General features: G+C 66.6%; 21 protein-coding genes. 8 read left to right on the top strand and 13 right to left on the bottom strand.

Going from position 1 to position 23472, the window contains the following annotated elements:
- Positions 1 to 113: 113 nt before the first annotated feature.
- Genes AC54AG_RS06300 through AC54AG_RS06275 form a run of 6 tightly spaced genes read left to right on the top strand, consistent with a single transcriptional unit; the run spans position 114 to position 4836 of the window.
- On the top strand, positions 114 to 869 hold the full coding sequence (locus tag AC54AG_RS06300) for a GNAT family N-acetyltransferase (RefSeq protein WP_496629758.1): 756 nt from the start codon (positions 114 to 116) through the stop codon (positions 867 to 869).
- Complete coding sequence (locus AC54AG_RS06295; RefSeq protein ID WP_496629757.1) at positions 848 to 1093, top strand: acyl carrier protein; 246 nt, start codon at positions 848 to 850, stop codon at positions 1091 to 1093. Before AC54AG_RS06300 ends, AC54AG_RS06295 begins: the two co-directional genes overlap by 22 nt.
- Positions 1090 to 1947 carry a hydrolase 2, exosortase A system-associated gene (locus AC54AG_RS06290; RefSeq protein ID WP_496629756.1) on the top strand — a complete coding sequence of 286 codons (858 nt, stop codon included), beginning with the start codon at positions 1090 to 1092 and terminating at the stop codon, positions 1945 to 1947. Before AC54AG_RS06295 ends, AC54AG_RS06290 begins: the two co-directional genes overlap by 4 nt.
- Complete coding sequence (locus AC54AG_RS06285) at positions 1944 to 2831, top strand: hydrolase 1, exosortase A system-associated (protein WP_496629755.1); 888 nt, start codon at positions 1944 to 1946, stop codon at positions 2829 to 2831. Before AC54AG_RS06290 ends, AC54AG_RS06285 begins: the two co-directional genes overlap by 4 nt.
- Positions 2831 to 4129 (top strand): glycosyltransferase, encoded by a 1299-nt coding sequence (locus AC54AG_RS06280; RefSeq protein WP_496629754.1) that lies wholly within the window; start codon positions 2831 to 2833, stop codon positions 4127 to 4129. The genes AC54AG_RS06285 and AC54AG_RS06280 overlap by 1 nt, the downstream gene beginning before the upstream one ends.
- Complete coding sequence (locus AC54AG_RS06275) at positions 4126 to 4836, top strand: ABC transporter permease (RefSeq protein WP_496629753.1); 711 nt, start codon at positions 4126 to 4128, stop codon at positions 4834 to 4836. Before AC54AG_RS06280 ends, AC54AG_RS06275 begins: the two co-directional genes overlap by 4 nt.
- On the opposite strand, the gene AC54AG_RS06270 is transcribed toward AC54AG_RS06275, so the two are convergent.
- From AC54AG_RS06270 to AC54AG_RS06235, 8 genes are all read right to left on the bottom strand, one after another.
- Positions 4823 to 5560 (bottom strand): hypothetical protein, encoded by a 738-nt coding sequence (locus tag AC54AG_RS06270; RefSeq protein WP_496629752.1) that lies wholly within the window; start codon positions 5558 to 5560, stop codon positions 4823 to 4825. The two genes, AC54AG_RS06275 and AC54AG_RS06270, sit on opposite strands and share 14 nt — an antisense overlap.
- 15 nt (positions 5561 to 5575) lie before the next feature.
- Positions 5576 to 6013 (bottom strand): DUF6678 family protein, encoded by a 438-nt coding sequence (locus AC54AG_RS06265; protein WP_034748464.1) that lies wholly within the window; start codon positions 6011 to 6013, stop codon positions 5576 to 5578.
- On the bottom strand, positions 6013 to 7242 hold the full coding sequence (purT, locus tag AC54AG_RS06260; protein ID WP_496629751.1) for a formate-dependent phosphoribosylglycinamide formyltransferase: 1230 nt from the start codon (positions 7240 to 7242) through the stop codon (positions 6013 to 6015). The genes AC54AG_RS06265 and purT overlap by 1 nt, the downstream gene beginning before the upstream one ends.
- A gap of 90 nt (positions 7243 to 7332) precedes the next feature.
- Positions 7333 to 7830, bottom strand: a complete 498-nt coding sequence (locus AC54AG_RS06255; protein ID WP_485883022.1) for a VOC family protein — start codon at positions 7828 to 7830, stop codon at positions 7333 to 7335.
- A gap of 81 nt (positions 7831 to 7911) precedes the next feature.
- Entirely contained in the window at positions 7912 to 9276 is a 1365-nt protein-coding gene (locus AC54AG_RS06250; RefSeq protein ID WP_496629750.1) for a TolC family protein, read from the bottom strand.
- The gene (locus AC54AG_RS06245; protein ID WP_496629749.1) at positions 9266 to 10609 is read right to left on the bottom strand and encodes an HlyD family type I secretion periplasmic adaptor subunit; all 1344 of its coding nucleotides are present in this window, start codon (positions 10607 to 10609) and stop codon (positions 9266 to 9268) included. The genes AC54AG_RS06250 and AC54AG_RS06245 overlap by 11 nt, the downstream gene beginning before the upstream one ends.
- On the bottom strand, positions 10606 to 12792 hold the full coding sequence (locus AC54AG_RS06240; protein ID WP_496629747.1) for a type I secretion system permease/ATPase: 2187 nt from the start codon (positions 12790 to 12792) through the stop codon (positions 10606 to 10608). The genes AC54AG_RS06245 and AC54AG_RS06240 overlap by 4 nt, the downstream gene beginning before the upstream one ends.
- Before the next feature lie 91 nt (positions 12793 to 12883).
- Positions 12884 to 15904, bottom strand: a complete 3021-nt coding sequence (locus AC54AG_RS06235) for a beta strand repeat-containing protein (RefSeq protein ID WP_496629746.1) — start codon at positions 15902 to 15904, stop codon at positions 12884 to 12886.
- A gap of 320 nt (positions 15905 to 16224) precedes the next feature.
- Here AC54AG_RS06235 and AC54AG_RS06230 point away from each other — a divergent pair, with 320 nt between their 5' ends.
- Positions 16225 to 17367 carry a serine hydrolase domain-containing protein gene (locus AC54AG_RS06230; RefSeq protein WP_496629745.1) on the top strand — a complete coding sequence of 381 codons (1143 nt, stop codon included), beginning with the start codon at positions 16225 to 16227 and terminating at the stop codon, positions 17365 to 17367.
- A 44-nt stretch (positions 17368 to 17411) separates the two neighbouring features.
- Here AC54AG_RS06230 and AC54AG_RS06225 read toward each other — a convergent pair whose 3' ends face one another.
- Together AC54AG_RS06225 and AC54AG_RS06220 are read right to left on the bottom strand one after the other, a co-directional pair.
- The gene (locus tag AC54AG_RS06225; RefSeq protein ID WP_496629744.1) at positions 17412 to 18056 is read right to left on the bottom strand and encodes a DUF6000 family protein; all 645 of its coding nucleotides are present in this window, start codon (positions 18054 to 18056) and stop codon (positions 17412 to 17414) included.
- Entirely contained in the window at positions 18053 to 18946 is an 894-nt protein-coding gene (locus AC54AG_RS06220) for a LysR family transcriptional regulator (RefSeq protein WP_496629743.1), read from the bottom strand. Before AC54AG_RS06220 ends, AC54AG_RS06225 begins: the two co-directional genes overlap by 4 nt.
- A 109-nt stretch (positions 18947 to 19055) precedes the next feature.
- On the opposite strand from AC54AG_RS06220, the gene AC54AG_RS06215 reads away from it, so the two are divergent.
- Positions 19056 to 20555, top strand: coding sequence for an MFS transporter (locus tag AC54AG_RS06215; protein ID WP_456131002.1), 1500 nt, complete (start codon positions 19056 to 19058; stop codon positions 20553 to 20555).
- On the opposite strand, the gene AC54AG_RS06210 is transcribed toward AC54AG_RS06215, so the two are convergent.
- From AC54AG_RS06210 to AC54AG_RS06200, 3 genes are all read right to left on the bottom strand, one after another.
- Positions 20537 to 21073: a CPBP family intramembrane metalloprotease gene (locus AC54AG_RS06210; protein WP_058049555.1), complete on the bottom strand. Its 537-nt coding sequence runs from the start codon at positions 21071 to 21073 to the stop codon at positions 20537 to 20539. The genes AC54AG_RS06215 and AC54AG_RS06210 overlap by 19 nt on opposite strands.
- 82 nt (positions 21074 to 21155) lie before the next feature.
- Entirely contained in the window at positions 21156 to 22736 is a 1581-nt protein-coding gene (locus AC54AG_RS06205) for a methyl-accepting chemotaxis protein (protein WP_496629742.1), read from the bottom strand.
- Between the two features lie 268 nt (positions 22737 to 23004).
- The gene (locus tag AC54AG_RS06200; RefSeq protein ID WP_072453709.1) at positions 23005 to 23439 is read right to left on the bottom strand and encodes a hotdog fold thioesterase; all 435 of its coding nucleotides are present in this window, start codon (positions 23437 to 23439) and stop codon (positions 23005 to 23007) included.
- Positions 23440 to 23472 lie beyond the last annotated feature (33 nt).

Genomic DNA, 23472 nt, shown 5'->3' with positions numbered 1-23472 from the left:
CCGACGGACGGTGGCCTATCTGGCGCAATGCTTGAGGCTGCGCAACATCGGCCACAGGCCGCTGCGCTCTAATGGACAGCGTTGGCTGCATAGCCGCCCCGTCCGTTACTACCATGGCCCTGTCCCCGCAATTTCCCTTGCTGCAACGGCTGGCCGCCAGCGTCACCCAGCTGGGCTGGCGCGACAGCGCCTGGCTGGCCGTGGCGCGGCTGCTGGCAACGGTGCCGGGCGGGCGCTGCGCGCTGTACCGCTACCAGTTTGTGGCGCAAGCCGTGGCGCCCGGCTCGCTGTGCCGCGGGCGCGGCAAGTCCATCGCCGTCACGCCCTGCGTGGCGGAAGCGGACTTGCCGCCCGGTCCCGAGCGCCGGCCTGGCGCGCTGCGCGAGCGCTACCGGCAAGGTGCGCAATGCCTGGTGGCGCGAGACAAGTCCGGCATGGTTGGCTGGATCTGGCTGCTGCGCCACGGCTGCCAGGAAGATGAGGTGCGCGCCCGCTATGCGCTGGCCTCAAACCAGTCGTCGTGGGACCTCGACGTGTGGGTGCATCCCGAACAGCGCGGCGGCCTCGTCTTCGCACGCCTGTGGGAAGAAGCCAACGCCGTGCTGTACGCGCAGGGCGTGCGCTGGTCGTGCAGCCGCATCTCGCGTTTCAACCGCGCCTCGCTGGGCGCCCATGCGCGCCTGGGCACGCACGCGCTGGGCACGGCCACCTTCATGCGCTGCGGGCGCTGGCAATGGATGGCCGCCAGCCTGCCGCCCTATGTACACCTGTCGCGCCTTTCCGACGACATCCCCTGCCTGGCCTTCGATACCAGCCGCCTGCCGCACTACCCTTCCCTGGAGCTGACATGCCGCATCTTGAAGCAGTAAAGCACATCCTCGACACCACCCTGGGCTTGAACGGGCGCACGCTGGAAGCCCATACGCCGCTCCTGGGCAGCGTGCCGGAACTCGACTCGATGGCCGTGATCGGCGTGATCGCCGCGCTGGAAGACCATTTCGGCATCATGGTCGCCGACGACGACATCCACGCACGCCACTTCGCCACCGTGGGCACCCTGCACGATTTCGTGTTTGCAAAGCTGCGACCATGAACCGCGCCCTCACCGACGCGCTGCCGCTGCTGCCCTTCTTCCTGCCCGCCAGCGGCGGCCAGCGCTATTGTTTGCTGCACCTGCCGCCGCCGGGACAGGCCGCGCGCGGCGGCATCCTCTACGTGCATCCGTTCGCGGAAGAACTGAATAAAAGCCGCCACGTGGCCGCCGCGCAAGCGCGCGCCTTTGCCGCGGCCGGCTACAGCGTGCTGCAGATCGACCTGTTCGGCTGCGGCGACAGCAGCGGCGACTTTGGCGAGGCGCGCTGGAATATCTGGCACAACGACCTGCACCTGGCGTGCGCGTGGCTGGCGCAAAGGGTCGACGGTCCCTTGACCGTATGGGGCTTGCGCCTGGGCGCCCTGCTGGCCCTCGATTTCGCCAGCAACCCGCCGCTGCCCCTGGCGCGGTTGCTGCTGTGGCAACCGGAACTCGACGGACGGCGCGTCATCGACCGCTTCCTGCGCCTGCGCCTGGCGGCCGGCATGCTGGCCGGCGGCGGGCAGGAAGCCCCCGGCCATGCGCGCGCAGTACTGGCAGAAAGCGAAGCTGTGGAAGTGGCCGGCTACCTGCTGGCGCCCGCGCTGGCGCACGCCATCGATGACGTCAGCGCGTCCGCGCTGCAGCCTGCCGTTCCAGTCTATTGGCTCGATTACCGGGGACCGGACCAGGCAGCCGCGCCCTTGCCGCCGCTGGCACGGCAATGGCGGGACCAGGGCGCCGCCGTCCACGTGGCCAGCTTCGGCGATGGCCCGTTCTGGCACAGCGGCGAGCTGCTCTCTTGTCCGCAACTGCTGGACGCCACGCGCGCGCTGTGCCGCGACTGGCTTGGCGAGGAAAGGACGCCGCCATGAAACGCGACAGCAGCCAGCAGCACCTCGCAGCACCCGCCGTACGCGAACTGGCCCTGCGCTTTCGCAGTGCCGCTGACGACGGCGAGGCGCAGGCACGCATGGCCGGCATCCTCAGCCTGCCCGACGCACCGGGTCCGCGCGGCGTGTTGATCGTCACGGGCGGGCCGCAGTACCGGGTCGGCAGCCACCGCCAGTTCGTCTTGCTGGCCCGCGCCCTGGCCGCGCAAGGCTGGCCCGTGCTGCGTTTCGACTTGCGCGGCATGGGCGACAGCGAAGGCAGCGCGCGCGATTACCGCGCCGCCGGTCCCGACATCGCCGGGGCGCTGGCGCAATTCTTCGACGCCGTGCCGGCCTTGCGCGAAGTGGCGCTGTGGGGCTTGTGCGACGGCGCCACGGCCGCGGCCTGCCATGCGCCGCGCGACGCGCGCATCAAAGCCCTGATCCTGCTCAACCCGTGGGTGCGCAGCAGCGCCGGCCTGGCGCGCGCCACCTTGCGCCATTATTATCTGCCACGCCTGCTGCAAGGCGGTTTCTGGCGCAAGCTGGCCAGCGGCGGACTGCGGCTGGGCGCCAGCCTGGCCTCGCTGCGGCAGGTGGCGGCCGCCACGCACAAACCGGCAACGCAAGAAGACGATGCGCCCGCGCCGGCCATGCTGCGGGCCCTGGCGCAATTCCAGGGCAAGGTGCTGCTGGTCCTCAGCGGCGACGACCTCGGTGCGCGCGAGTGGCAAGCCCTGCTCGATGGCGACACAGCCTGGCGCGCCGTGGCCGCCCGCGCGCAATGGACGCAGGCGCAGGTCGCTGGCGCCAACCACACGTTCGCCAGCGCCGCCTGGCGCGGCGAAGTCGAACAGCTGTGCGCACGGTGGCTGCAGTCATGGTAATGACCTCGCCGAACGCGGCCCGACCGAACGCGGCCCGACCAAAACGGGTGCTGATGGTCGCCTACCATTTTCCGCCGTTTGCCGGCGGCAGCGGCATCCTGCGCACCCTGGGCTTTGCGCGCCATTTGCCCGACTGCGGCTGGCAGCCGCTCGTGCTCAGCCCCTCGCCGCTCGCGTATGCGCAGCGGGGCAATACGCAACTGGCGCAGATCGGCACACAAGCCACCGTGCGGCGCACCCTGGCGCTCGACGCGGCGCGCCATCTGTCCATCGCCGGGCGCTATCCGCGCTGCCTGGCGCTGCCCGATCGCTGGAGTTCCTGGTGGCTGAGCGCCGTGCCGGCCGGCCTGCGCATGATCCGCGAATACCGCCCCGACGCCATCTGGTCGACATACCCGATCGCCACGGCGCACCTGATCGCGATGACCCTGCAAAAACTCAGCGGCCTGCCGTGGATCGCCGACCAGCGCGACCCCATGCTCGACGACAGCGACCCGCTGGCGCCGTATCCGACCGAGCCCTGCCTGCACCGCATGCATGCGTGGATCGAACAGCGCATCGCGGCGCGCAGCGCGGCCATCGTCTGCACCACGCCGGGCGCCATGGCGGCCCACCAGCGGCGCCTGGCGCAAGTGGGGCGCGAGCGCTTCTGCCTGATCGAAAATGGCCACGACGATGACGCAGACGCCGCGCCGTTGGCCGGGCAGCGCGGCCACCGCAGCCGCTTCCTGCTGCTGCACAGCGGCGTGATCTACCCATCCGAGCGCGATCCCCAGCCGCTGTTCGAAGCCCTGGCCCGCCTGCGCCACGACGGCGTGCTGCACGCCCGCAATTTCCAGCTGGTGCTGCGCGCCACGGGCCACGATGCGTGGCTGGCGGACCTGCTGGCGAAATACGGCATCCTGGATCTGGTGAGCCTGGAACCGTTGCAGCCGCACGAGGATGCGCTGCGCGAAATGCTGGCCGCCGACGGCTTGCTGCTGCTGCAGGCGGCCAACTGCAACGAACAGATTCCCGCCAAGTTGTATGAATACCTGCGCTGCCGCCGGCCCATCCTCGCGCTGACCGACCTGGCCGGCGACAGCGCGGCCAAGCTGCGCCACTGCGGCATCGATACCATCGGCCAGCTGGCGTCCAGCGGCGATTGCACGCGCGCCCTGCTGCGCTTTCTGGAACTGGCGCGCCAGGGCCGCGCCCCGCTGGCCAGCCCCACGGCCATCGCCCTGCAATCGCGGCAAGCCCGCAGCAACGCCCTGGCCGATTTGCTCGACCAGGTCAGCCACAGGAGTCCGACATGAAGCATTGCTTGTTAGCCTGCACCCTCGCCGCCTGCTGCGCCAGCGCTACTGCCGCCGAGTGTCCGCCCTACGTCAAGCGCACGCCGGGCGGCGACTACACGAGCGCGGAAGACCGCGACGGTCTGTCCGTGGTCGAGAAATTCCATTTTTCACGCGCCGTGGAAACGCTCACGCAAGGCATGACGGGCAGCCTGGGCGCCGACATCAGCTACACGCTCGAACACTTCCCGAACCACCACAGGGCGCTGGCGTCGATGGCCAAGCTTGGATTACGGCTGAAAAGCGCGCAGCCGGTGGGCGCCCGCTACACGGTCAGCTGCTACTTCGAACGGGCGATCGCCTTCGCGCCGCACGACGTGACGGCGCGCATGGTGTATGGCAGCTATTTGCTGTCGACGGGCCAGGATGCGATGGCGCTGGAACAGCTGGACGCAGCCAGCCGCCTGGCGCCGGACCAGGCCACCATTCAATACAACCTGGGCCTGATGTATGCAAAGAAGAAGGAATACGAGAAGGCCAGCGCGCACGCGCAAAAAGCCTATGCGCTGGGTTTCCCCTTGCCGGGACTGAAGAACAAGCTGAAAGCGGCGGGCAAGTGGCGCGAGCCGCCGCCGGCGCCCGTCGTCGTGGAGGCGAAGGAAGCGCCGAAAGCGGAAGAACCGGAAGCACCAGCTGCCGTGCCCGTGGAACCGCCTAGCGGGGAATGACGGCCGGCCGCTGGGCCACGCTCCAATGCCCGGCCGGCGACGCGGCCAGCGCGGCGGCCAGGTCGCGCCGCGCCTGCGCCTTGTCTTCGGCCTCGCTGATGTATGCCAGTTCGGCCGGCTGCAGCACGGTGAGCGTCAGCAGCATCACGTCGCCAAACGGTGTGTCGAAGGATGAGGGGATGGTACTCGCGCCCTGGGCCAGCAGCACGCCCACCTGTTCATTCTCGTCTTCGAGGCCCTTGGGCGCATCTTGCAAGTCCAGCGCCATCGACACGCTGCCGTGGCGCTGCACCAGCAAATCGATGGAGCCGTGGTCGGCCACGTTCTGGCTGACCTGGTAGACCAGATCGAACAGCCACGATGCCTGCACCGGATCGCCGTCGAAGGCGGACAGCGGCGCCTCGATGCACACTTCCAGCAGGTGGCCGCGCGGGACAAAAACGTCGTCGTCATCCTCGAACGGGTCGCTCAAGCCATCGCTGGCGATGAGGATGGAATCATTGCGGCGGATCACCCGCCAGGCCTGACGCAACGATGGCCAGCGTGGGCCACCCATGAAGGCCGGGTTGACCAGCGGCGCCAGCACGTCGGCGTCAACGGCGCCCAATGTGGCATAGAAGGCGTCGCGCGCGGCGCACGCCGTGGCCAGCATCTGCGCGCCCGCTTCCTTGCCGACGACGGCGTCGTCCGGTTGCGGCACTTGCGGGATATCGTTTTCAGGCATGAGAGAGTCTTTGAATTAGTCGGCGGTTGGGAAGTCGTGATAATTGCGGGGCAAATAGCCCCAGATGCGCGCCACCCTGTCCCGCACTTCGAAATCGAAACCGATGCGCTCGAGCTCCGGCACGATCCACACGCCGTGGTCGATGATTTTCTTGGGCAGCAGCATGGCCACGTGTTCTTCCGAGTACAGGCTGATATCGAACCATTCCACGCCCAGGAACGGGAACGGCGGATGGTAATCCCATTCCGTATCCCAGCGCGACACATAGCCGGTGACGGAGCCGTAACGGTACGACGGCGCCCAGTCGGTGCGTCCGCGCATGAAAGCCAGTAGTTCGTTCCACTTGCAATCGTTGGCGGCGCCGGCCAGGTTGCGCCGCGCGATGTGGCCGCGCAGCTTGCGCTTGATGTCGTCGCCACCGGCGTCGGCCTGCGGCAGGCTGGCCTCTGGCATCAGCGGACCACCGGCTTGACTTTCGACGCAGCCAGCACGGCGCGCGCGCGGGCCGTGTCGATATCGTCGGCCGTGGCCAGCGCCACGCCCATGCGGCGGCGTGAGAACGATTCCGGCTTGCCGAACAGGCGCAAGTCCGCGCCCGGCACGCTCAAGGCGTCGGCCACGCCTTCGAAGGCGATGCCTTTCGCTTCCAGCTGGCCGTAGATGACGGCCGATGCACCGGGCGAACGCAGCGCCACGTTGACGGGCAAGCCGAGGATGGCTTTCGCGTGCAGCTCGAATTCGCTCTGCACCTGGCTGGCCATGGTGACCATGCCCGTATCGTGCGGACGGGGACTCACTTCCGAGAACCACACCATGTCGTTCTTGACGAACAGCTCCACGCCGAACAGGCCCAGGCCGCCCAGGTTGTCCGTCACCTTGCGCGCGATGTCGCGCGAGCGCTCGAGGGCCAGCGGCGACATGCGGGCCGGCTGCCACGATTCCACGTAGTCGCCATGCACCTGCAAGTGGCCGATCGGCTCGCAGAACTGCGTCTCGATCTGTCCCGAAGCGCCGACGGCACGCACGGTCAGCAAGGTGATTTCGTAATCGAAGTCGATGAAGCCCTCGACGATGACCCGGCCCGTATCGACACGGCTGCCGCTGGCCGCATACGCCCATGCCGCGTCCACGTCCGCGGCGCCATCGAGCTTGGACTGGCCCTTGCCCGACGACGACATTACGGGTTTCACGACGCACGGAAAGCCGATCTCCTGGCAGGCAAGCTGCAACTCCTGCAGACTGCTGGCGAAGCGGTAGGGCGACGTGGCCACGCCCAGGGTTTCGACCGCCAGCGTGCGGATGCCTTCGCGGTTCATCGTCAGCACGGCCGCGCGCGCGTTCGGGATGCACGTGATTTGCCCGGCCGCTTCCAGCGCCGCCAGGGTGTCGGTGGCGATGGCTTCGATTTCGGGCACGATCAAATCGGGCTTTTCCAGTTCGATCAGGGCGGCCAGGGCCACGCCGTCGCTCATGTCGATCACGTGCGAGCGGTGCGCCACCGGGTGGCCCGGCGCGTTCGGATAGCGGTCGACGGCGATCACTTCCACGCCCAGGCGCTGCAGCGACATGATCACTTCCTTGCCCAGTTCACCCGAGCCCAGCAGCATGACTTTGATGGCGGTGGAAGACAGGGGCGTGCCGAAGGTACGGGGCGCGATGGTGCTGCTGGTGCTAGTGGTCATGGCAGGATCTGTAGGCGGTGGAAAGATGGCTGGGACTATAACAAAAGCCGGCCATCTTGGACAGGGCGCACCGCTGCCTGACGGACCAGGCTAGCCCGCGTACGCCCGCTTGATCTCGTCGATGTCGATCTTTTTCATGCCCATCATGGCTTTCATCACGCGCTGGGCCTTGACGGGATCGGGATCGCCCAGCAGCTTGACCATGATGGTGGGCACGATTTGCCAGGACACGCCAAACTGGTCCTTGAGCCAGCCGCACTGCTGCGCTTCCGGCGCCCCGCCTTCGGACAGCTGGTTCCAGTAGTGGTCGACCTCGTCCTGGGTTTCGCAATTGACCTGGAACGAGATCGCTTCGGAAAACTGGAACAAGGGACCGCCGTTCAGACCCGTGAACGTCTGGCCGTCGAGTTCAAACGCGACAGTCAGCACGCTGCCCGGCTCCTGGCCGTGGATTTCCTTGCCCTCCTCGCCATAGCGCAGGATCTGGCCGATCTTCGAATTGGGGAATATCCCCGTATAAAACAGGGCCGCCGCCTCGGCGTGGCCGTTGAACCATAAACACGGGGTAATCTTTTGTATGCTGTGCATGATGTCTCCCTTGGCCGGTGTGTGGATTAGCTACGCTAATATAGTCACAATTGCGCCGGCATGGCGCGCGGAATGCGCCTGTTAGCGACCTGCAATGGCCTCCCGTCCCAGCACGCCGGCGCTGGCCAGCAGACGCAGCCGGGCCGAACGCCATTCCGCCTGGCAACGGATGCGTTCCTGCTGCGCCTCGAGCAGCGCCGACTGGGTGTTCAGCATTTCCAGGATATCGGCCGCGCCCAGGCCGAACTTGCGCTGCACGCTGGCCTGGGCATCGCGCGCGGCGTCCAGCCACGCTTGCGAGGCGGCCAGGTTGGCCAGCGCCGTGCTCGCTTCCGCATGCGTTTTCACCAGTTCCATCAGGGTCTGCTGCTTTACGTCTTGCGCCTCGGCTTCCCTTTGCCCGGCCTGCGCCAGCGCGCCGCGCACCTTGTAGTGGCGCGCAAAACCGTCGAACAGGGGGATGTTCAATGAGATGCCCACCAGGGTTTCGCGCATGGACGCGGCGGACAAGCCCTGGTTGGGGCGGCCGTTCTGGTAGATATTGGCCGTCAGGTCGATGCTGGGACGGCCTTCCGACTCGCTCACGGCCACCCGTTCGCGCGCGGCCGCCAGCTGCGCCTGCGCGGCCACGATGGCCGGGTGACGCGCCTGGGCCAGCGCCAGCCAGGTGTGCAAATCTTCACGCAGGCCAGCCGCCGGTTCGGCCGCATCGTCGTCCAGCACCACGCCCGCCTCGGCCGGCAAACCCAGCGTATAGACAAGCACAGCGTGCGCCTTCTGGAACTCGCCATCGGCGCGGCTGGCGCCCAGGGCCGCCTTGGCCTGCGCGCTCGTCGCCTGCAGGGTGTCGCTGTGCGAACCCAGTCCCCGCTGCGCGCGGCGCTGCGTGGCCAGCACCGTTTCATTGGCCAGCGCCCGGTACTCCTCGCGCATCCGCACGTTGGCCCGCGCCGTCTGCGCGTCGAAATACGCGCTGACGGTGGCCGCCAGGGTCTTTTGCAGCACGGCGTCGCGGTTGGCCAGGGCCGCGTCGAGCAAGGCTTGCGCCGAACGCTGGCCCGCCGCGCGCCCGCCGAAGTCGAACAGACGCCAGGACAGATTGAGCGAGCCCGTATTGCTGTTCAAGCTGCCGGACGGCGTACTGGCGCCCGGATAGGCCGTGCGGTCGTGCACCCGGCTCAGGCCCGCATTCAGGGTCGGCAGAAAGGCGGCTCTGGCCTCGCCCACGCCGGCCGCCTGCAGCCGTATGCCGGCCCAGGCGCCATGCACCTGCGCGTTGCGGCACAGGGCCAGGTCGACGGCCGCCGGCAGGGTCAAGGGCACGCCCGCCTCGTAATCGGACGGGCATGGCGCGGCCTCGAACTCGCCCGCCTGCGCCGCAGCACTGGCCAGCAGCAAGCTGGCGGCGATGGCAATGGCGGTCATGGCGCGGCGTCTAGCGTTCATGCAGCGCCTCCTTCTGGTGCTGTACCAGCGGCGAGAGCACGTACTCGATCACCCTCCTCGTCCCCGTGCGGATTTCCGCGCGCACGGCCATGCCGGCCGACAGCGGCGCCAATCTGCCGTCGACGACGATCGACGGCTGCCGCAGCGTGATCCTGACGGCATACACGGGACCCTTCTTTTCATCCTCGACAGCGTCGCGCGAGACGCTGCTGACGACGGCGGGCACGGTGCCATACTTGGTGTAGTCAAAGGCGTCGACCTTGATGGCCACCGCCTGCCCGACCTGCACGAAGCCGACGTCGCGGTTTTCCAGCACGGCGTCGATTTCCAGCTTGCCCTGGCGCGGCACGATCTGCATCAGCGCCTGCGCGGCCGGCACGACGCCGCCCACCGTGTGCAGCTTCAGTTGCTGCACCGTGCCGTCGACGGGCGCCGTCAGGCGCAGCAGGCTGCCGCGGGCGCCCGCACGGCGCGCGTCCTGGCCGCTGGCCGCCGCCACTCTGGCCCCTTCCGCCAGCGCGTCGTAGGCGTCCTTGCGCGTCTGCGCCACCAGGGCCGCGCGCTCGCTGCGGGCCGACGCCAGCTGGCCTGCCAGGTCGATGCGCGCCTGTTCCTTTTCCAGCCACGCGTGTTCGGCCACGTCACGCGTCGCCAGCAGCGCCTTGTAGTCGCCGGCGCGCTGCGTGGCCAGCGGCAACGCCTGGGCATAGCGGGCAATCTCGCCATCGAGATGCGCGAGCCTGGCGCGGAAATTCGCGTACTGGCCATCGAGGTGGCCCTGCGCTTCCTCGCGCTGGGCGGCGGAAGCGCCATCGGGCGCCGCCAGCTTCGGCAGCGTCAAGCTGTCGATGGCGGCGATCAGCGCGCGCGAACGGGCCATTTGCAGCGCGGCCGCCACGGCGTCGCCGGCGGCCTTGTCGCGTTCGGCGTCCGGACCGCGGCTGTCGAGTTCCACCAGCAGCTGGCCCGCCTTCACGGCTTGCCCCTCGCGCACGTGCAGGGCGCGCACGGCCGCCACGTCGACCGAGGCGATGGTCTTGGTGTTGCCGGACGGAATGATCTTGCCGGCCGCGTTGACGATGATGTCGACCTGGCCAAAGACCGCCCACAGCACGACGCAGCCGACCAGCAGCATCAGCACCCTGGCCGTCAGGCGCAGCGACGGCGACACGGGACGCTCCTGCAGCGCCAGCGCGGCCGGCAAGAAGGCCGCCTCGTCTTCGCTGAGGACGGGGCCGCTCAAGGCGGCGCGCTGGCGCCAGCTGTGCCGCAGCACCTGGCCGTAACGTTGCAACAGCTCGCCATAAGCGGCCAGGCGGTGGCCGGCGCTCATGTTGCGTCCCCTGTTGCGCTCCCGTGCGTGCCCTGCTGCAGGCTGTACAGATGGGCGTAGATGCCGCCCGGCTGCGCCAGCAGCGCGTCGTGCGTGCCCAGTTCGGCCACCTGCCCCCGCTCCATGACGACGATGCGGTGCGCTTCGCGCACGGCCGACAGGCGGTGGGCAATGATCAGCACGGTGCGCCCCGCGCAAATGCCGCGCATATTGTCCTGGATGATCTTTTCCGATTCGTAATCGAGGGCGCTCGTCGCTTCGTCGAAAATCAGGATGCGCGGATCACCGATCAGGGCGCGGGCGATGGCGATGCGCTGGCGCTGGCCGCCCGACAGGCCCGTGCCGTGCTCGCCCACCATGGTGTCGTAGCCTTCAGGCAACTCGCAAATGAAATCGTGGGCGCCCGCCAGTTTCGCCACGGCGATGACGGCGTCAATGGGCAGCGCCGGGTCGCTCAGCGCGATGTTGTCGCGCACGGAACGGTTGAACAGGATATTTTCCTGCAGCACGACGCCGATCTGCCGCCGCAGCGAGGCCGTGTCGATGACGGCGATATCCTGCCCGTCGATCAGCACCTTGCCACGTTCGGGGATATACAGGCGCTGCGCCAGCCGCGTCAAGGTGCTCTTGCCGGAACCGGAACGCCCGACGATGCCGATCACTTCGCCGGGCGCAATGGCAATCGACACATTGCGCAGCACTTCGGCCGCATCGGGCCGGTAGCGGAAACCCACTTGCTGGAAGTCGATGGCGCCCGCGATGCGCGGCAGGCGCGCCTTCTGGCTGCCCGCTTCCACGCGCGCGTTGAGGATGTCGCCGAGCCGGCTCATCGAGATGCCCACTTGCTGGAAATCGTTCCACAGCTGCGCCAGGCGCAAGATGGGCGACGCTACCTGCCCGGCCAGCATATTGAACGCGACCAGTTCGCCCACCGTCATCTTGCCGTCGATGACGAGGGTGGCGCCCCACCACATGATGGCCGCCGTCACCAGCTTGCTCACGAGCGTCACGCCGCCGCTAGCCAGCATGCCGATGTTATTCGCCGACAGGCCCGCCGAGACATAGCCGGCCAGCTGCTTTTCCCACTGCTGCTGCCAGCGCGGCTCGACGGCCATGGCCTTGAGCGTATCGACGCCGCTGATGGTTTCGACCAGGAAGGACTGGTTTTCCGCGCTGCGGTTGAATTTGTCGTTCAGGCGGCCCCGCAACACAGGCGTGAGCAGCATCGACAGGGCCGCATAGACGGGAATCGAGACCAGCACGACGACGCTGAGCGCCGCGCTGTACCACAGCATGGCGGCAATGAAGATGAAGGAAAACAGCAGGTCCAGCACCAGGGTCATGGCGTTGCCGGTGAGGAAAGAGCGGATATTTTCCAGTTCATGGATGCGCGCCACGGAATCGCCCACGCGGCGCGCCTGGAAATACGCGATCGGCAAAGCCAGCAAGTGGCGGAACAGGCGCGCGCCCAGTTCCACGTCGATCTTGCTGCTGGTGCGCGCAAAAACATAGGTGCGGATGAGGCCAAGCACGGCTTCGAAGACAATGGCGCACACGAGGCCGATAGCCACCACGTGCAGGGTTTTCATCGCGTGGTTGACCAGCACCTTGTCCATCACCACCTGGAAAAACAGGGGCGTGGCCAGGCCGATCAGCTGCAGCACGAAGGAGATCAGCAGCACTTCGCCCAGCAGCCTGCGGTATTTGACGACGGCGGGAATGAACCAGCTGAAGTCGAAACGTGCCGTCTCGCCCGCATAGCTGGCCTTGCTGGTGAAAAAGATCAGCTCGCCCGTCCAGGCGGCAAGGAAGGCTGCCCGGCCGAGGATTTGCGGCGGCTGGCCCGGATGCTGGACCAGCACCTTGCTCACGCCGTCAGCGCCCGTCTCGACCTTGCCGAGGATAAAGAAACGGCCATCCGTATCGATGGCGATGGCCGGCAGCGGCGCTTGTGCCAGCCTTTCGGGCGCCTGGCGCACCAGTTTGGCCGTCAAGCCAAGTTGCCTGGCGGCCAGCAGCACGGTTTGCCGCGTGAACACGGCCTGGCCGAAAGCGTGCTTGAGCTGGGCGCCATCGGCGGCGATGCCGTGCAGGCTGGCCATCAGCAACAGCGACAGCAAGCCCGAGTCGGGCGCGGTTTTTTCCAAGGACGGCGTATCGTTGCGGTGGGAGAGGACTGTCATCGGGCAATATCAGAGATTCAATGGCGCAGCCAGGCCGTGACAGGTCGCCCCGGCCCGGCTGCGTGAGGGTGGATCTGGCTATGTCAACTGATTAATGGACTGCCGCCAGCTGGATCTGCGTCGACGGATTGCCGTGGCCTGACCATGGCGCCGATGCAGCCGCCGGCACGGCAAAGCCGGCCATCGCTTGCACCAGCTGCGCGGAATCCGCCTGCCAGCCGCCGAAGCCGCCCTGGCTGGCGGCAAGCGCTTGTTGCGCGGCGCGCCAGTTCTGCGCCAGCACCGGCGCCAGGATGGCGGCCGTGCCTGCAGGCAAGGTCAGCTGGCCAGCCGCTGGCGGCGTCAGGCCCGCCATCGCCTGCACGAGGTTCTGCACCTGGCTACCCAGCAAGACCCGGCCATCGGCCATGCGGAATTGCTCGATGTTCGCCCCCGCTGCCGCATACCAGCCATTGACGGTGATCTTGTCCGTGGTGCCGATGGTGCTCACTTCGAGGTTCGTGCCCACCTGGCGGAACCACAGCTGCTCGGCGCTGACGCCGGCCAGGAAGGACACCACGTCGCGGCTGCCCACCTCGTTCGCCTCGGAAATAATGTCGGCGCCGTCGCCGCGGGCGAAGACATAGGTGTCGTTGCCCAGCGTACCGGCCAGCGCGTCATCGCCCTTGCCGCCTTGCAGGATATCGTTGCCGAGGCCGCCCAGCAGGATGTTCTTCAGTTCATTGCCCGTCAGCACGTCATCAAACTTGCTGCCGATGACGGCATTGAAATTGGCCAGCACGTCGCTGCCCGCGCGCGCCGTCATCGGGCCGCCAACGGGCGCAAAGGCGGCCGTCACGCCCGTAGTGGAAGTGGCGTAGGACAGCGAATTGCTCGCCCCGCCACCGTCGAGCACGTTGCCGCCGGCGGTGCCGACATGGAAGACGTTGTTGGTATAGGCGCTGCCCGTCACCGTCAGGCCGGGGCCGCTGAGGCGCACGTACTCGACGTTATCGGCCACCGTATAGTTGACGCTGGTGTACACGGTGTCGTTGCCGCCATTGCCCCGTTCATCGATGAAGTCGCCGCTGTGGTTGACGTAATACGTGTCGTCGCCACCGAGGCCTTGCAGCAGGTCGGCGCCCGTGCTCCCATTGATGACGTCGGCGCCCGCCGTGCCGACAAAGGTTGGACCCGTCGGTTGCGTGGGACCGTTGAAGTGCCAGGCCTGGGCCAGCGCGGGCGCCAGGGCGGCGGCCGTGCCAGCCGGCAGGGTCAGCTGGCCCAGCGGCGGCGGCGTCAGGTTCGCCATCGCCCGCACCAGCAGCTGCACGTCGGCGCCACGCATGACGTGGCCGGCGGCCGTGCGGAATTCCTCGATGTTCGGCACAGCCGCGTTCCAGGCGCGGATAGTGATCTTGTCCGTGGTGCCGATGGTGCTCACTTCCAGGTCATTGCCCACCTGGCGGAACCACAGCTGGTCGATGTTGACACCGGCCAGGAAGGCGACGGTGTCGTAATTGGCATCGGCGGACGATTCGGTAATGACATCGGCGCCGTCGCCGCGCGCAAAGACATAGGTATCGTCGCCGAGGCCGCCGGTGAGCACGTCGCTGCCTTTGTCGCCTTGCAAGGTATCGTTGCCAAGGCCGCCAGCCAGGGTATTGGCCAGCTCGTTGCCGGACAGTACGTCGTCATAGCCGCTGCCCGTCACGCTGGAAATATTGACCAGCACATCGCTGCCCGGGCGGGCCGCATGGGATTCATTGATGGAAACGATGCTGGCCGTCGCGCCCGCCTTGGAACCCGCATAGGTGGCCGTGCTGTTCGTGCCGGTGCCGCGCAGCACGTTGCCGCCGGCGACATCGACGTGGAACACGTTGTCATTGCCGTTGCCCGTCACCGTCAGGCCGGCGGCGCTCACATGCACCTCTTCGACGTTGGCGGCCAGCGTGTAGTTTGCGCTGGCATAGACGGTATCGCGGCCGCCGCCGGCCTGCTCCACCACCACGTCGCCGCTGTGGTTGACGTAATACGTGTCGTCGCCGGCCAGGCCCGCCATCACGTCGGCGCCCGCCGTGCCCAGGATGATGTCCGGGTTCGCCGTGCCGGTAAAGACGCCATTGCCGGGCTGGTTCGGTCCTTCCGTGCGCCAGTTCTGCGCCAGCGCCGGCGCCAGGGCGGCGGCCGTTGCCGCTGGCAAGGTCAGCTGGCCAGCGGCTGGCATCGCCAGGCCCGCCATTGTCTGCACGAGGTTTTGCACGTCGCTGCCCAGCAGCACGCGGCCTTCGGCCGTGCGGAATTCCTGGATGCGCGGCGCCGCACTGGAAAACCAGGCGTTGATGGTGATCTTGTCGCCGGTGCCGATGGTGCTCACTTCCAGCGCCGTGCCCACCTGGCGGAACCACAGCTGGTCGGCATTTACGCCGGCCAGGAAGGAGACGACGTTATGGCTGGCCGCCTCTTCCCCTTCAACGATGATGTCGGCGCCGTCGCCACGGGCAAACATATACGTGTCGTCGCCCTGCATGCCGGCCAGGGTATCGTCGCCCTTGCCGCCGCGCAGGATATCGTTGCCAAAACCGCCCACGAGGGCGTTTTTGAGCTCGTTACCGGTCAGGACATCATCGAACTTGCTGCCGGCGATGTTGGCGATATTGAGCAGCACATCGCTGCCGGGCGGCGCCGTCACCGGGCCATTCGCTCCGGACAAGGTCGCCGTCACGCCCGTGCTGGACGCCGTGTAATTGACCATGTTGCCCGTGCCGCCGCCATCGATCCTGTTGCCACCGGCCGCATCAACGAAAAAGACGTTATTGGTATTGGCGCTGCCCGTTACCGTCAGGCCGCCTGCGGCCAGGCGCACGTTCTCGACGTTGTCGGCCACCGTGTAATTGACGCTGGTGTAGACGGTATCGCTGCCGCCGTTGGCCAGTTCGACGATCACGTCGCCGCTGTGGTTGACGTAATACGTATCGTCGCCGGCCAGGCCTTCGAGCACGTCGGCGCCCGTGGTGCCGCTAAGGATATCCGCGTTCGCCGTGCCCGTGAAGCGCTGTGCGGCGGCTGCCGAACTGTTCAGGTAAGCGTCGATGGCGGAGACGCTGGAGCCAGATGCATTGTTTTCAGTCATGTTGCAGTTTCCTGTCATTAAACTTAAAACCAAGATTGAATATGCCGGCGCAAGCCGGCATGCAAGGCAAAAGTTCCGGCCGCATCCACTTGCCATTCAGCGTGCACCTTCAACGGTCCGGCACTTTTGGCGCATGGACGGCGAGCGCTTGAGCGTCGCCTCGCATGCACGCCTTAATGACGCGCAATCGGGACAGGCACTGTTATTTGTCATGCAAATGTCACACTGCATGGAAGAAAGAAGATGAGATTTTTGCCAAGTTTTTTCTGTCACCGCTGTAGCCATTGTGCGAGAATGCCCCTCCCCCCTCGATGGTGCGCATGATGACCAAACTCGCCGCAAGCATCACTGTAATGACACTGCTGCTGGCAGCTTGCAAGCCAGCAGCCACGGCATCTGCGCACGACATTCCTGCGGCCATGCGCCAGACCGCGACCACTTTGCTGCAGTCACCATTGCTGCACGCGACCTCGATTGCCGTCGTTTATCGCGGCAAGGAATTCATCCTGCATCAGGGCGAGCTGGAGACCGGCAAAGCCAATCCGCCGAACGATACAACGCTGTATGAAATCGGCTCAGTCAGCAAAACTTTTGCTGGCCTGCTACTGGCGAACGCCGTGCTGGACGGGAAGGCGGCGCTCGACGATCCCATACAAAACTACCTGCCGGGGACCTACCCGAACCTGCAGTGGCAAGGCCAGCCCGTGCGCTTGCGCCACTTGATCACGCACACCAGCACCATGCCGGGCATGCTGCCATTGCAGGTGAACGCCATATTGCAGGATTTCACGGCACACGCCACGCCGGCAAAGCTCAATGCAGCGTATGCCAACTACGGGCAACAGCAATTCTGGCAGGATTTACATACGGTCAGCATCAAGGGTCCGCTTGGCAAGGACTACGCCTATTCCAGCGCCGGTACCGAACTCATTGCGCACACGCTCGAAACAATCTACGACATGCCCTATGCAGACCTGCTCGCGCAATTCCTCGCGCGCGAAGCCGGCATGCGCGATACCGGGCTGAAAATCGCAGCCCAGGATGCCGGCCGGCTGGCGCCCGGCTACCACAGCGACAATCCCGTCATCACGACACCGATGCCGCAACTGCCCTGGGGGGCGGCCGGCAACCTGAAGTCAACCATGCCCGATATGGCGAAATACCTGCGCCTGCAATTGGGCACCCATCGCGCGGTCGCCGAATCGCACAAGCCGCTGGTGCGCTTTCAGGATGACTTCAGCATTGGCTATTTCTGGAACATCGGCAACAACCGCCAGTTGGGCACGCATTATGTACACCATGGCGGCGTGCCACGTGCGCAAAGCTACGCCTACATCGTTCCCCAATATCAGCTTGGGGTCTTCATCATCACCAACCAGAGCGGCGACGCGACCGCCGGCGCCATGGAAAGCGCGCTGGCGCCTATTTTCGACACAGTGGCATCCATGGAAAGCGCGAAGTAGGCCGCCAACAATACGTACGGCGCCACAGTTTGGGGAGATGGCGCTTATTTGCCAGGCGCTGCGGCCTGCAAGGCGCGCAAGGCGGCCATGCGGGAAGTAAATTGCGCGAGCGCGTCGTCCAGCGCCAGGCCCGGGCGGCTGGCGGCGAAACCGGTCCAGGCTGGCGCGTGGCGGGCCGCCTCATCCCGGCCATGCTGGCCATCGAGGTAGGCAATGGCCGCCATCGCTTGCTCCTGATCAAAGTGCAACTGCGGCTGGCAAAGGTAATGTGCAAGATAACGGTGCAGGTAGTCGCGGCTGGCTGGCGTGTCGAAAACAGCCAGCGCCAGACAATACGCGCTGCCCGCGTAGCAGACCTCGCTAGCCAGCAGCAGGCCGCCCAGCTGGTCCGTGAAAGCGGACTGTCCGGTCAGTGCGGCCAGGTAGGCGCCCGCCGTGCGGCTGCGCCAGTCGAATTGCCCCAGCAGGCGCGCGATGACGGTGGCGTCGGCCTGCGCCAGCCGCTGCGCGCACGCCAGCGCCTGGGGCTGGTGCAAGCCCATGTACAGGGGCCGCACCCAGCCGTCGCGCAGGGCCGCCGTCAGCGGTTCCTGCGGCGGCAGCGCCGGCATGGCAAACGGGTGGTCATGGCGCACGGTGGCGCCAGCCACATGCAATTGCAAGGGCGTCAGGGAAGCATCCTGTGTCATGGCAAAGCTCCAAAAGTTTGATCCTGTAATTGCTGCACCAAGAAATCGATGAATACACGCAAGCGCGGCGGCAGGTGGCGGCTGGCTGGCCACAGCAGCCAGAATGCCGTGCGCGCCTGCGTATGCTCGTCCAGCAGCGAGACCAGTTGCCCCGCCGCCAGCTCGCGCTGCACGGCAAATGCGGGCAGGTAGGCGATGCCCTGCCCCTGTACGGCCAGGAAGACGCGCATCTCCACGCTGTTGCACACCATGCCGGGCACCGGCTGGGCAGCCTCGTCCATCAGCGGCCACTGTTCCACACGGCCCGTGGCGGGAAAACGGTAATCGAGGCGCTGATGCCGCATCAGTTCGGTGCCATCGGCGGGCCGGCCGTGGCGCGCAAGGTAGGCGGGCGACGCCACCAGCAGGCGCCGGAACGTACACAGTTTGCGCCGCATCAGGCTTGAATCGGCCAGTTCGCCCGTGCGCACGGCCGCGTCAAAGCCGTCGCTGACGATATTGACCATGGCGTCGGAGAAATCGAGGTCGAGGTCGATGGCGGGATAGGCTTGCATGAACGCAGCGATGGCCGCTTCGAACAGGCCGCCGTAGCGTGGCAGGCTGATGCGCAGGCGGCCGCTGGGCGCGCCGCCCGATTCACCAAGTTCGCGCTCGGCCGCTTCCACCTCGGCCAGGATGCGCTTGCAGCGCTGCAGGAATTTTTCCCCTTCCGCCGTCAGCGCCAGGTGCCGCGTGCTGCGCTGGAACAGGCGCGCGCCCAGCCGCGCCTCCATGCGCGCCACGCTTTTCCCGACGGCCGACGACGACAGGCCCAGCAACCGGCCCGTGGCCGAAAAACTGCCGCTGTCGGCCACCTGCACGAACATGGCGATGCCACCCAAGCTATCCATGCGAACTCCATTGAAGACATTCTTGTCCGATATGTTGATCAGTTTAGCCCATTTTTCTTCAATGATGGGCGCGCCATACTCGCCCCTCTTTCTTTCATATCCGACACCCATGTCCTCTTCCTCACCTCTTTCACTCCCGCTGCAAGTGCTGGCCGCTTGCCTGACGGGCTTGCTGATACCCCTGTGCTTCACGGGCCCGGCCGTCGCCTTGCCCGCCCTCGGCGCCGAATTGCACGGCAGCGCCGCCGCCCTGAACTGGGTCATCAATGCGTATATCCTCAGTTATGGCAGCGCCATGATGGTGGCCGGCAGCCTGACGGACGTGCTGGGACGGCGCCGCGTCTGGCTGGCGGGGCTGGCGCTGTTTTGCCTGGCGACCCTGGCCATTGCCGTCGCGCCATCGGTGGCATGGATCGCCGCGCTGCGTTTCGTGCAGGGGCTGGGCGGCGCAGCTGCGTTCGCCGCCGCCATGTCGTCGCTGGCGCCATTGTTCCACGGCACGGCGCGCAACCGCGTGATGAGCGTGCTGGGCACGACGTTCGGCCTGGGCCTGGCCTTCGGTCCGCTGGCGGCCGGCGCCATGCTGGCGCTGGCCCGCTGGCCCGCCATCTTTTATGCCACGGCCGCACTGGGCGCCATCGGCATGCTGCTGGTATGGGTCAGCGTGCCGTCCGATCCGGCGCGCGGCCAGGGCCGGCTGGACTGGCCTGGCGCCATCAGCTTCAGCGCCGCGCTGGGCCTGCTGACCCTGGGCATGCTGCTGGCGCCCGAACACGGCTGGCGCAACGGCGCCGTGCTGCTGTCCCTCGCCGCATCCGTGCTGCTGTCCCTCGCCTTTGTCGCCATCGAGCGCAGGACGGCGCGGCCCATGCTGGATTTGTCGCTGTTCCGCCAGCGCCGCTTTGTCGCCGTGCAAGTGCTGGCCGCCTCGCCCGCCTTCCTGTTCATCGTGCTCATCGTCATGCTGCCGGGGCGTTTCATCGGCATCGATAACATGTCCGCGCTGGCGGCGGGCCGTCTGATGATCGCCCTGGCCGCGCCGCTGCTGCTCGTGCCCGTGTTGGCGGCGCTGCTGTCGCGTTGGGTCAAGACGGGCGCCCTGTGCGCGGCGGGACTGCTGCTGGCCGCGGCGGGCCTGGCCTGGCTGGCGCAAGTGCTGGGCCATGGCGGCACTGCGGCGCTGGCCGGCCCCCTGCTGCTGATCGGCGTGGGCATCGGCTTGCCGTGGGGCTTGATGGATGGCATGGCCCTGAGCGTGGTGGAAACGGAGCGGGCCGGCATGGCGACGGGCATCTTCAATACCGTGCGCGTCAGTGCCGATGGGGTGGCGCTGGCCCTGGCGGGCTCTTTGTTGGCCGGCCTGATCGGTGCAGGCCTGGCGCAGCAACTGCCGGCCGATTTACCGGTGCTGGCCGCCGCCAGCCGCGCCGCGCTTGGTGATATCCAACAAGCAACACAGCTGCTGGGCGGCCAGGAAGCGCTGCTGCGCGCCAGCTATGACGCCGCCTTCCGCCAGTTGCTGGTCGGCCTGGCGCTGCTGGCCGTGGCGCTGGCGGCGCTGGTGCCGTACTTGCTTCGGAATGGTGCGACTCAGGCGTCGAGGCCGTAGAACACGGCGATAAGGATGGCGATATTGTTGCAGGCGCGCGCAAACGCCGTTGTCGCGTAGGCAACGGCCACGCTGGGGCCGCGGTAGCGCAGGTAGACAAAGCTGAACATGGCGCCGGACCCCAGCGCGACGATGGCGTGCAGCAGGCCGCCACTGATGAAATGCACGATGGCCCACAGGATGGCGCCGATAAAAACGCTGAGCTGCCGGCTGGCGCCCAGGCGACGGAGGATTTCCAGCGGCAGCAGCTGGCCGAGGAAGGTTTCCAGGATGGGGGAATAGATGACGACCCAGAACACCAGCAGGGGCAGCGACATTTCGCGCTTGAACTTGGACAGGCCCGTGTGCGCGCCCCAGTATTCGGGCGGCAGCAGCCATTTCGTGACGAACAGGATGGCAAAGCACAGCATGCAGGTGAGCAAGCCCCAGCCAAGACCGGCAAGGGCCAACTGCAGCACGGGCGGCGCCGGTTTGTCGTCGTCCGGGCTGGATAGATCATGGCTGCTGCGCACTTGCATGAGTCGTCCTGGCGGTGATCCAGCGCTCATTGTAGCGCGGAATATGCCGGTTGGCGCGCGCCGCGCTAAAGCGCCATCGGCCTCAAGCCGCCAGGCGCAGCGGTCCGCTGGCCGGCTTGGCCAGTTTGAAGATGCCCACTTCCTGTTCCAGCTGCGCCGCCTGCTGCTGCAATTCCTGCGCGGCGGCGGCAGCCTGCTCGACCAGGGCCGCGTTTTGCTGGGTCACCCGGTCCATGTCGACGATGGCGCGGTTGACTTGCTCGATGCCGGCGCCCTGCTCCTGCGTGGCGTGGCTGATCTCGGCCATGATGCCCGTCACCCGGCCGATACCGGCCACCACGTCGTGCATGGTGACGCCGGCCTGCTCGACGAGCAATGTCCCGGTCCCCACCTTGCTGACGGAGTCGTCGATCAGGGCCTTGATTTCGCGCGCGGCGGCGCTTGAGCGCTGCGCCAGGTTGCGCACCTCGGTGGCGACGACGGCGAAACCGCGTCCCTGCTCGCCCGCGCGCGCCGCTTCCACGGCCGCGTTCAAGGCGAGGATATTCGTCTGGAAGGCGATGCTGTCGATCACGCCGATAATGTCGACGATCTTGTTCGACGAAGCATTGATCAGGCCCATGGTGTGCACCACTTCCGCTACCGCCTTGCCGCCCTGCTCCGACACCTTCGACGCTTCGCGCGCCAGGCGGTTCGCCTGCTGGGCGTTGTCCGCATTCTGGCGCACGGTGGAAATCAGTTCTTCCATCGATGACGCCACTTCCTCGAGCGAGCCGGCCTGCTGCTCCGTGCGCTGCGACAGGTCGCGGTTGCCCGTGGCAATCTCGGTCGACGCCGTGGCGATGCTTTCCGTTCCATGGCGCACCTTGCCGACGATGGCGGCCAGGTTGTCGCGCATGGTCTTGATGGCAAACAGCAGGCTGCTGTCGTCGCCGTGGCGCGTGTGCACGTCGATGGCCAACTCCCCCAGCGCGATGCGCCCGGCGATCGCGGCCGCATACGCCGGTTCACCGCCCAGCTGGCGCAGCAGGCCGCGTGTGATGACGGTGGCGACCGCAATGCAAATAAGCACGCTGAGCGCGGCCAGCACGCCGATCCAGCGCAAGGACTGGCCGTAGATGGCGCGCGCGGCCACGCTGGCCTGCTCCGATTCGCGCTGCACGGATTTCAGCACCGTGTCGATGTCGGCGACGATCTGGCGCCGCAGGGGGCTGCACTCTTCGACGAGGAAGGTGCCGTACTGGTCCATTTGCCCTGCGGCGCGGAACTGGCGCGGACGCTGCAATTCCTGCGCCATGGCTTTCAAGCCCGTGCTGACTTTCTCGAATTGAGCATCGCCAACAAACTGCGGCGCCAGCCGGGCCAGCGCGTCCAGGTACAGCGCCTTCTGGCTGTCGAGGATGGCCAGCTCTTTTTCGGCGGCGGCCTGGTCATGGAAGATATACGCGTTGCGGGCGGCCAGGCCCGTCTGATCGAGCGCTTCGCGCGCCACGTACAGCGGTTCGAGTTTTTCCAGTTGGACTTTTTCTTGCGCGTCCATGGCGCCGGAGATGGCGCCGATACGCAGCAGCGCGAAGGCGGCCAGTACCAGCATCAGTAGCACCAGCAGCCCGAAGCCTGCGCTCAGGCGCGCGCCTATCGTCAAACGATTGAATGACATCATTGTTGTTATTGCCCTGTATAAAGTTGATTTTTTGCCGGTTCCGCTAGAACCGGGCGATCTGCTCGCCGTCGTGTGCCTTTCCCGCATGCTGCGGGATGGGTCTCTAACTGGCGTTTTTTGGGCAGTCAGCTTCTAATGTCAGGCAATGCAGGCGCGCGGGACTTTCCGCTACGCCATACAACAGCACACTGAATTATAAGCGAACAGCGTTTTTTATGATTTCACGCGCTCGCTTTTCATGCCTTGATGCAAGTCAAGAGCTGCCGTATCAGCCCGCGCCCGGGGCGTCGATGACGGCCATGGTGATGCGCGAGATGCAGCACAGTTTGCCGTCGTCGCCCGTGATGCGGATTTCCCAGACCTGGCTGGTGCGGCCCCGGTGGATCGGCGTGGCGCGCCCCGTCACGTGGCCGCCGCGCACGCCGCGCAGGTGGTTGGCATTGATTTCCTGGCCCACGCTCACGTGGCGGCTGGAATCGAGGCAGGCATTCGCGGCCATGCTGCCCAGGGTTTCGGCCAGCAAGACGGAGGCGCCGCCGTGCAGCAGCTTGAATGGCTGCATGGTGCGGTGGTCGACGGGCATGGTCGCTTCGATCCAGTCGGGGCCGAAGGCCGTGAATTCGATGCCCAGGTGGCGCATGGCCGTGCCCTCGCTGGCGGCGTTGAGGATGGCCAGGTCGAGCGGTGCGTGCCAGATTTCCATTGTTACCTCGGATAAGTGTGTAGAAAAGGCCAT

It is taken from the genome of Janthinobacterium sp. BCJ23, assembly GCF_059617945.1.
The sequence above is the reverse complement of the archived record's forward strand: the minus strand, read 5'-3'. Positions and strand labels throughout refer to the sequence as shown.

Coding starts and splice junctions, on each gene's coding strand:
- AC54AG_RS06300 (WP_496629758.1), top strand. CDS start 114: ATGGCCCTGTCCCCGCAATTTCCCTTGCTGCAACGGCTGGCCGCCAGC.
- AC54AG_RS06295 (WP_496629757.1), top strand. CDS start 848: ATGCCGCATCTTGAAGCAGTAAAGCACATCCTCGACACCACCCTGGGC.
- AC54AG_RS06290 (WP_496629756.1), top strand. CDS start 1,090: ATGAACCGCGCCCTCACCGACGCGCTGCCGCTGCTGCCCTTCTTCCTG.
- AC54AG_RS06285 (WP_496629755.1), top strand. CDS start 1,944: ATGAAACGCGACAGCAGCCAGCAGCACCTCGCAGCACCCGCCGTACGC.
- AC54AG_RS06280 (WP_496629754.1), top strand. CDS start 2,831: ATGACCTCGCCGAACGCGGCCCGACCGAACGCGGCCCGACCAAAACGG.
- AC54AG_RS06275 (WP_496629753.1), top strand. CDS start 4,126: ATGAAGCATTGCTTGTTAGCCTGCACCCTCGCCGCCTGCTGCGCCAGC.
- AC54AG_RS06270 (WP_496629752.1), bottom strand. CDS start 5,560: ATGCCTGAAAACGATATCCCGCAAGTGCCGCAACCGGACGACGCCGTC.
- AC54AG_RS06265 (WP_034748464.1), bottom strand. CDS start 6,013: ATGCCAGAGGCCAGCCTGCCGCAGGCCGACGCCGGTGGCGACGACATC.
- purT (WP_496629751.1), bottom strand. CDS start 7,242: ATGACCACTAGCACCAGCAGCACCATCGCGCCCCGTACCTTCGGCACG.
- AC54AG_RS06255 (WP_485883022.1), bottom strand. CDS start 7,830: ATGCACAGCATACAAAAGATTACCCCGTGTTTATGGTTCAACGGCCAC.
- AC54AG_RS06250 (WP_496629750.1), bottom strand. CDS start 9,276: ATGAACGCTAGACGCCGCGCCATGACCGCCATTGCCATCGCCGCCAGC.
- AC54AG_RS06245 (WP_496629749.1), bottom strand. CDS start 10,609: ATGAGCGCCGGCCACCGCCTGGCCGCTTATGGCGAGCTGTTGCAACGT.
- AC54AG_RS06240 (WP_496629747.1), bottom strand. CDS start 12,792: ATGACAGTCCTCTCCCACCGCAACGATACGCCGTCCTTGGAAAAAACC.
- AC54AG_RS06235 (WP_496629746.1), bottom strand. CDS start 15,904: ATGACTGAAAACAATGCATCTGGCTCCAGCGTCTCCGCCATCGACGCT.
- AC54AG_RS06230 (WP_496629745.1), top strand. CDS start 16,225: ATGATGACCAAACTCGCCGCAAGCATCACTGTAATGACACTGCTGCTG.
- AC54AG_RS06225 (WP_496629744.1), bottom strand. CDS start 18,056: ATGACACAGGATGCTTCCCTGACGCCCTTGCAATTGCATGTGGCTGGC.
- AC54AG_RS06220 (WP_496629743.1), bottom strand. CDS start 18,946: ATGGATAGCTTGGGTGGCATCGCCATGTTCGTGCAGGTGGCCGACAGC.
- AC54AG_RS06215 (WP_456131002.1), top strand. CDS start 19,056: ATGTCCTCTTCCTCACCTCTTTCACTCCCGCTGCAAGTGCTGGCCGCT.
- AC54AG_RS06210 (WP_058049555.1), bottom strand. CDS start 21,073: ATGCAAGTGCGCAGCAGCCATGATCTATCCAGCCCGGACGACGACAAA.
- AC54AG_RS06205 (WP_496629742.1), bottom strand. CDS start 22,736: ATGATGTCATTCAATCGTTTGACGATAGGCGCGCGCCTGAGCGCAGGC.
- AC54AG_RS06200 (WP_072453709.1), bottom strand. CDS start 23,439: ATGGAAATCTGGCACGCACCGCTCGACCTGGCCATCCTCAACGCCGCC.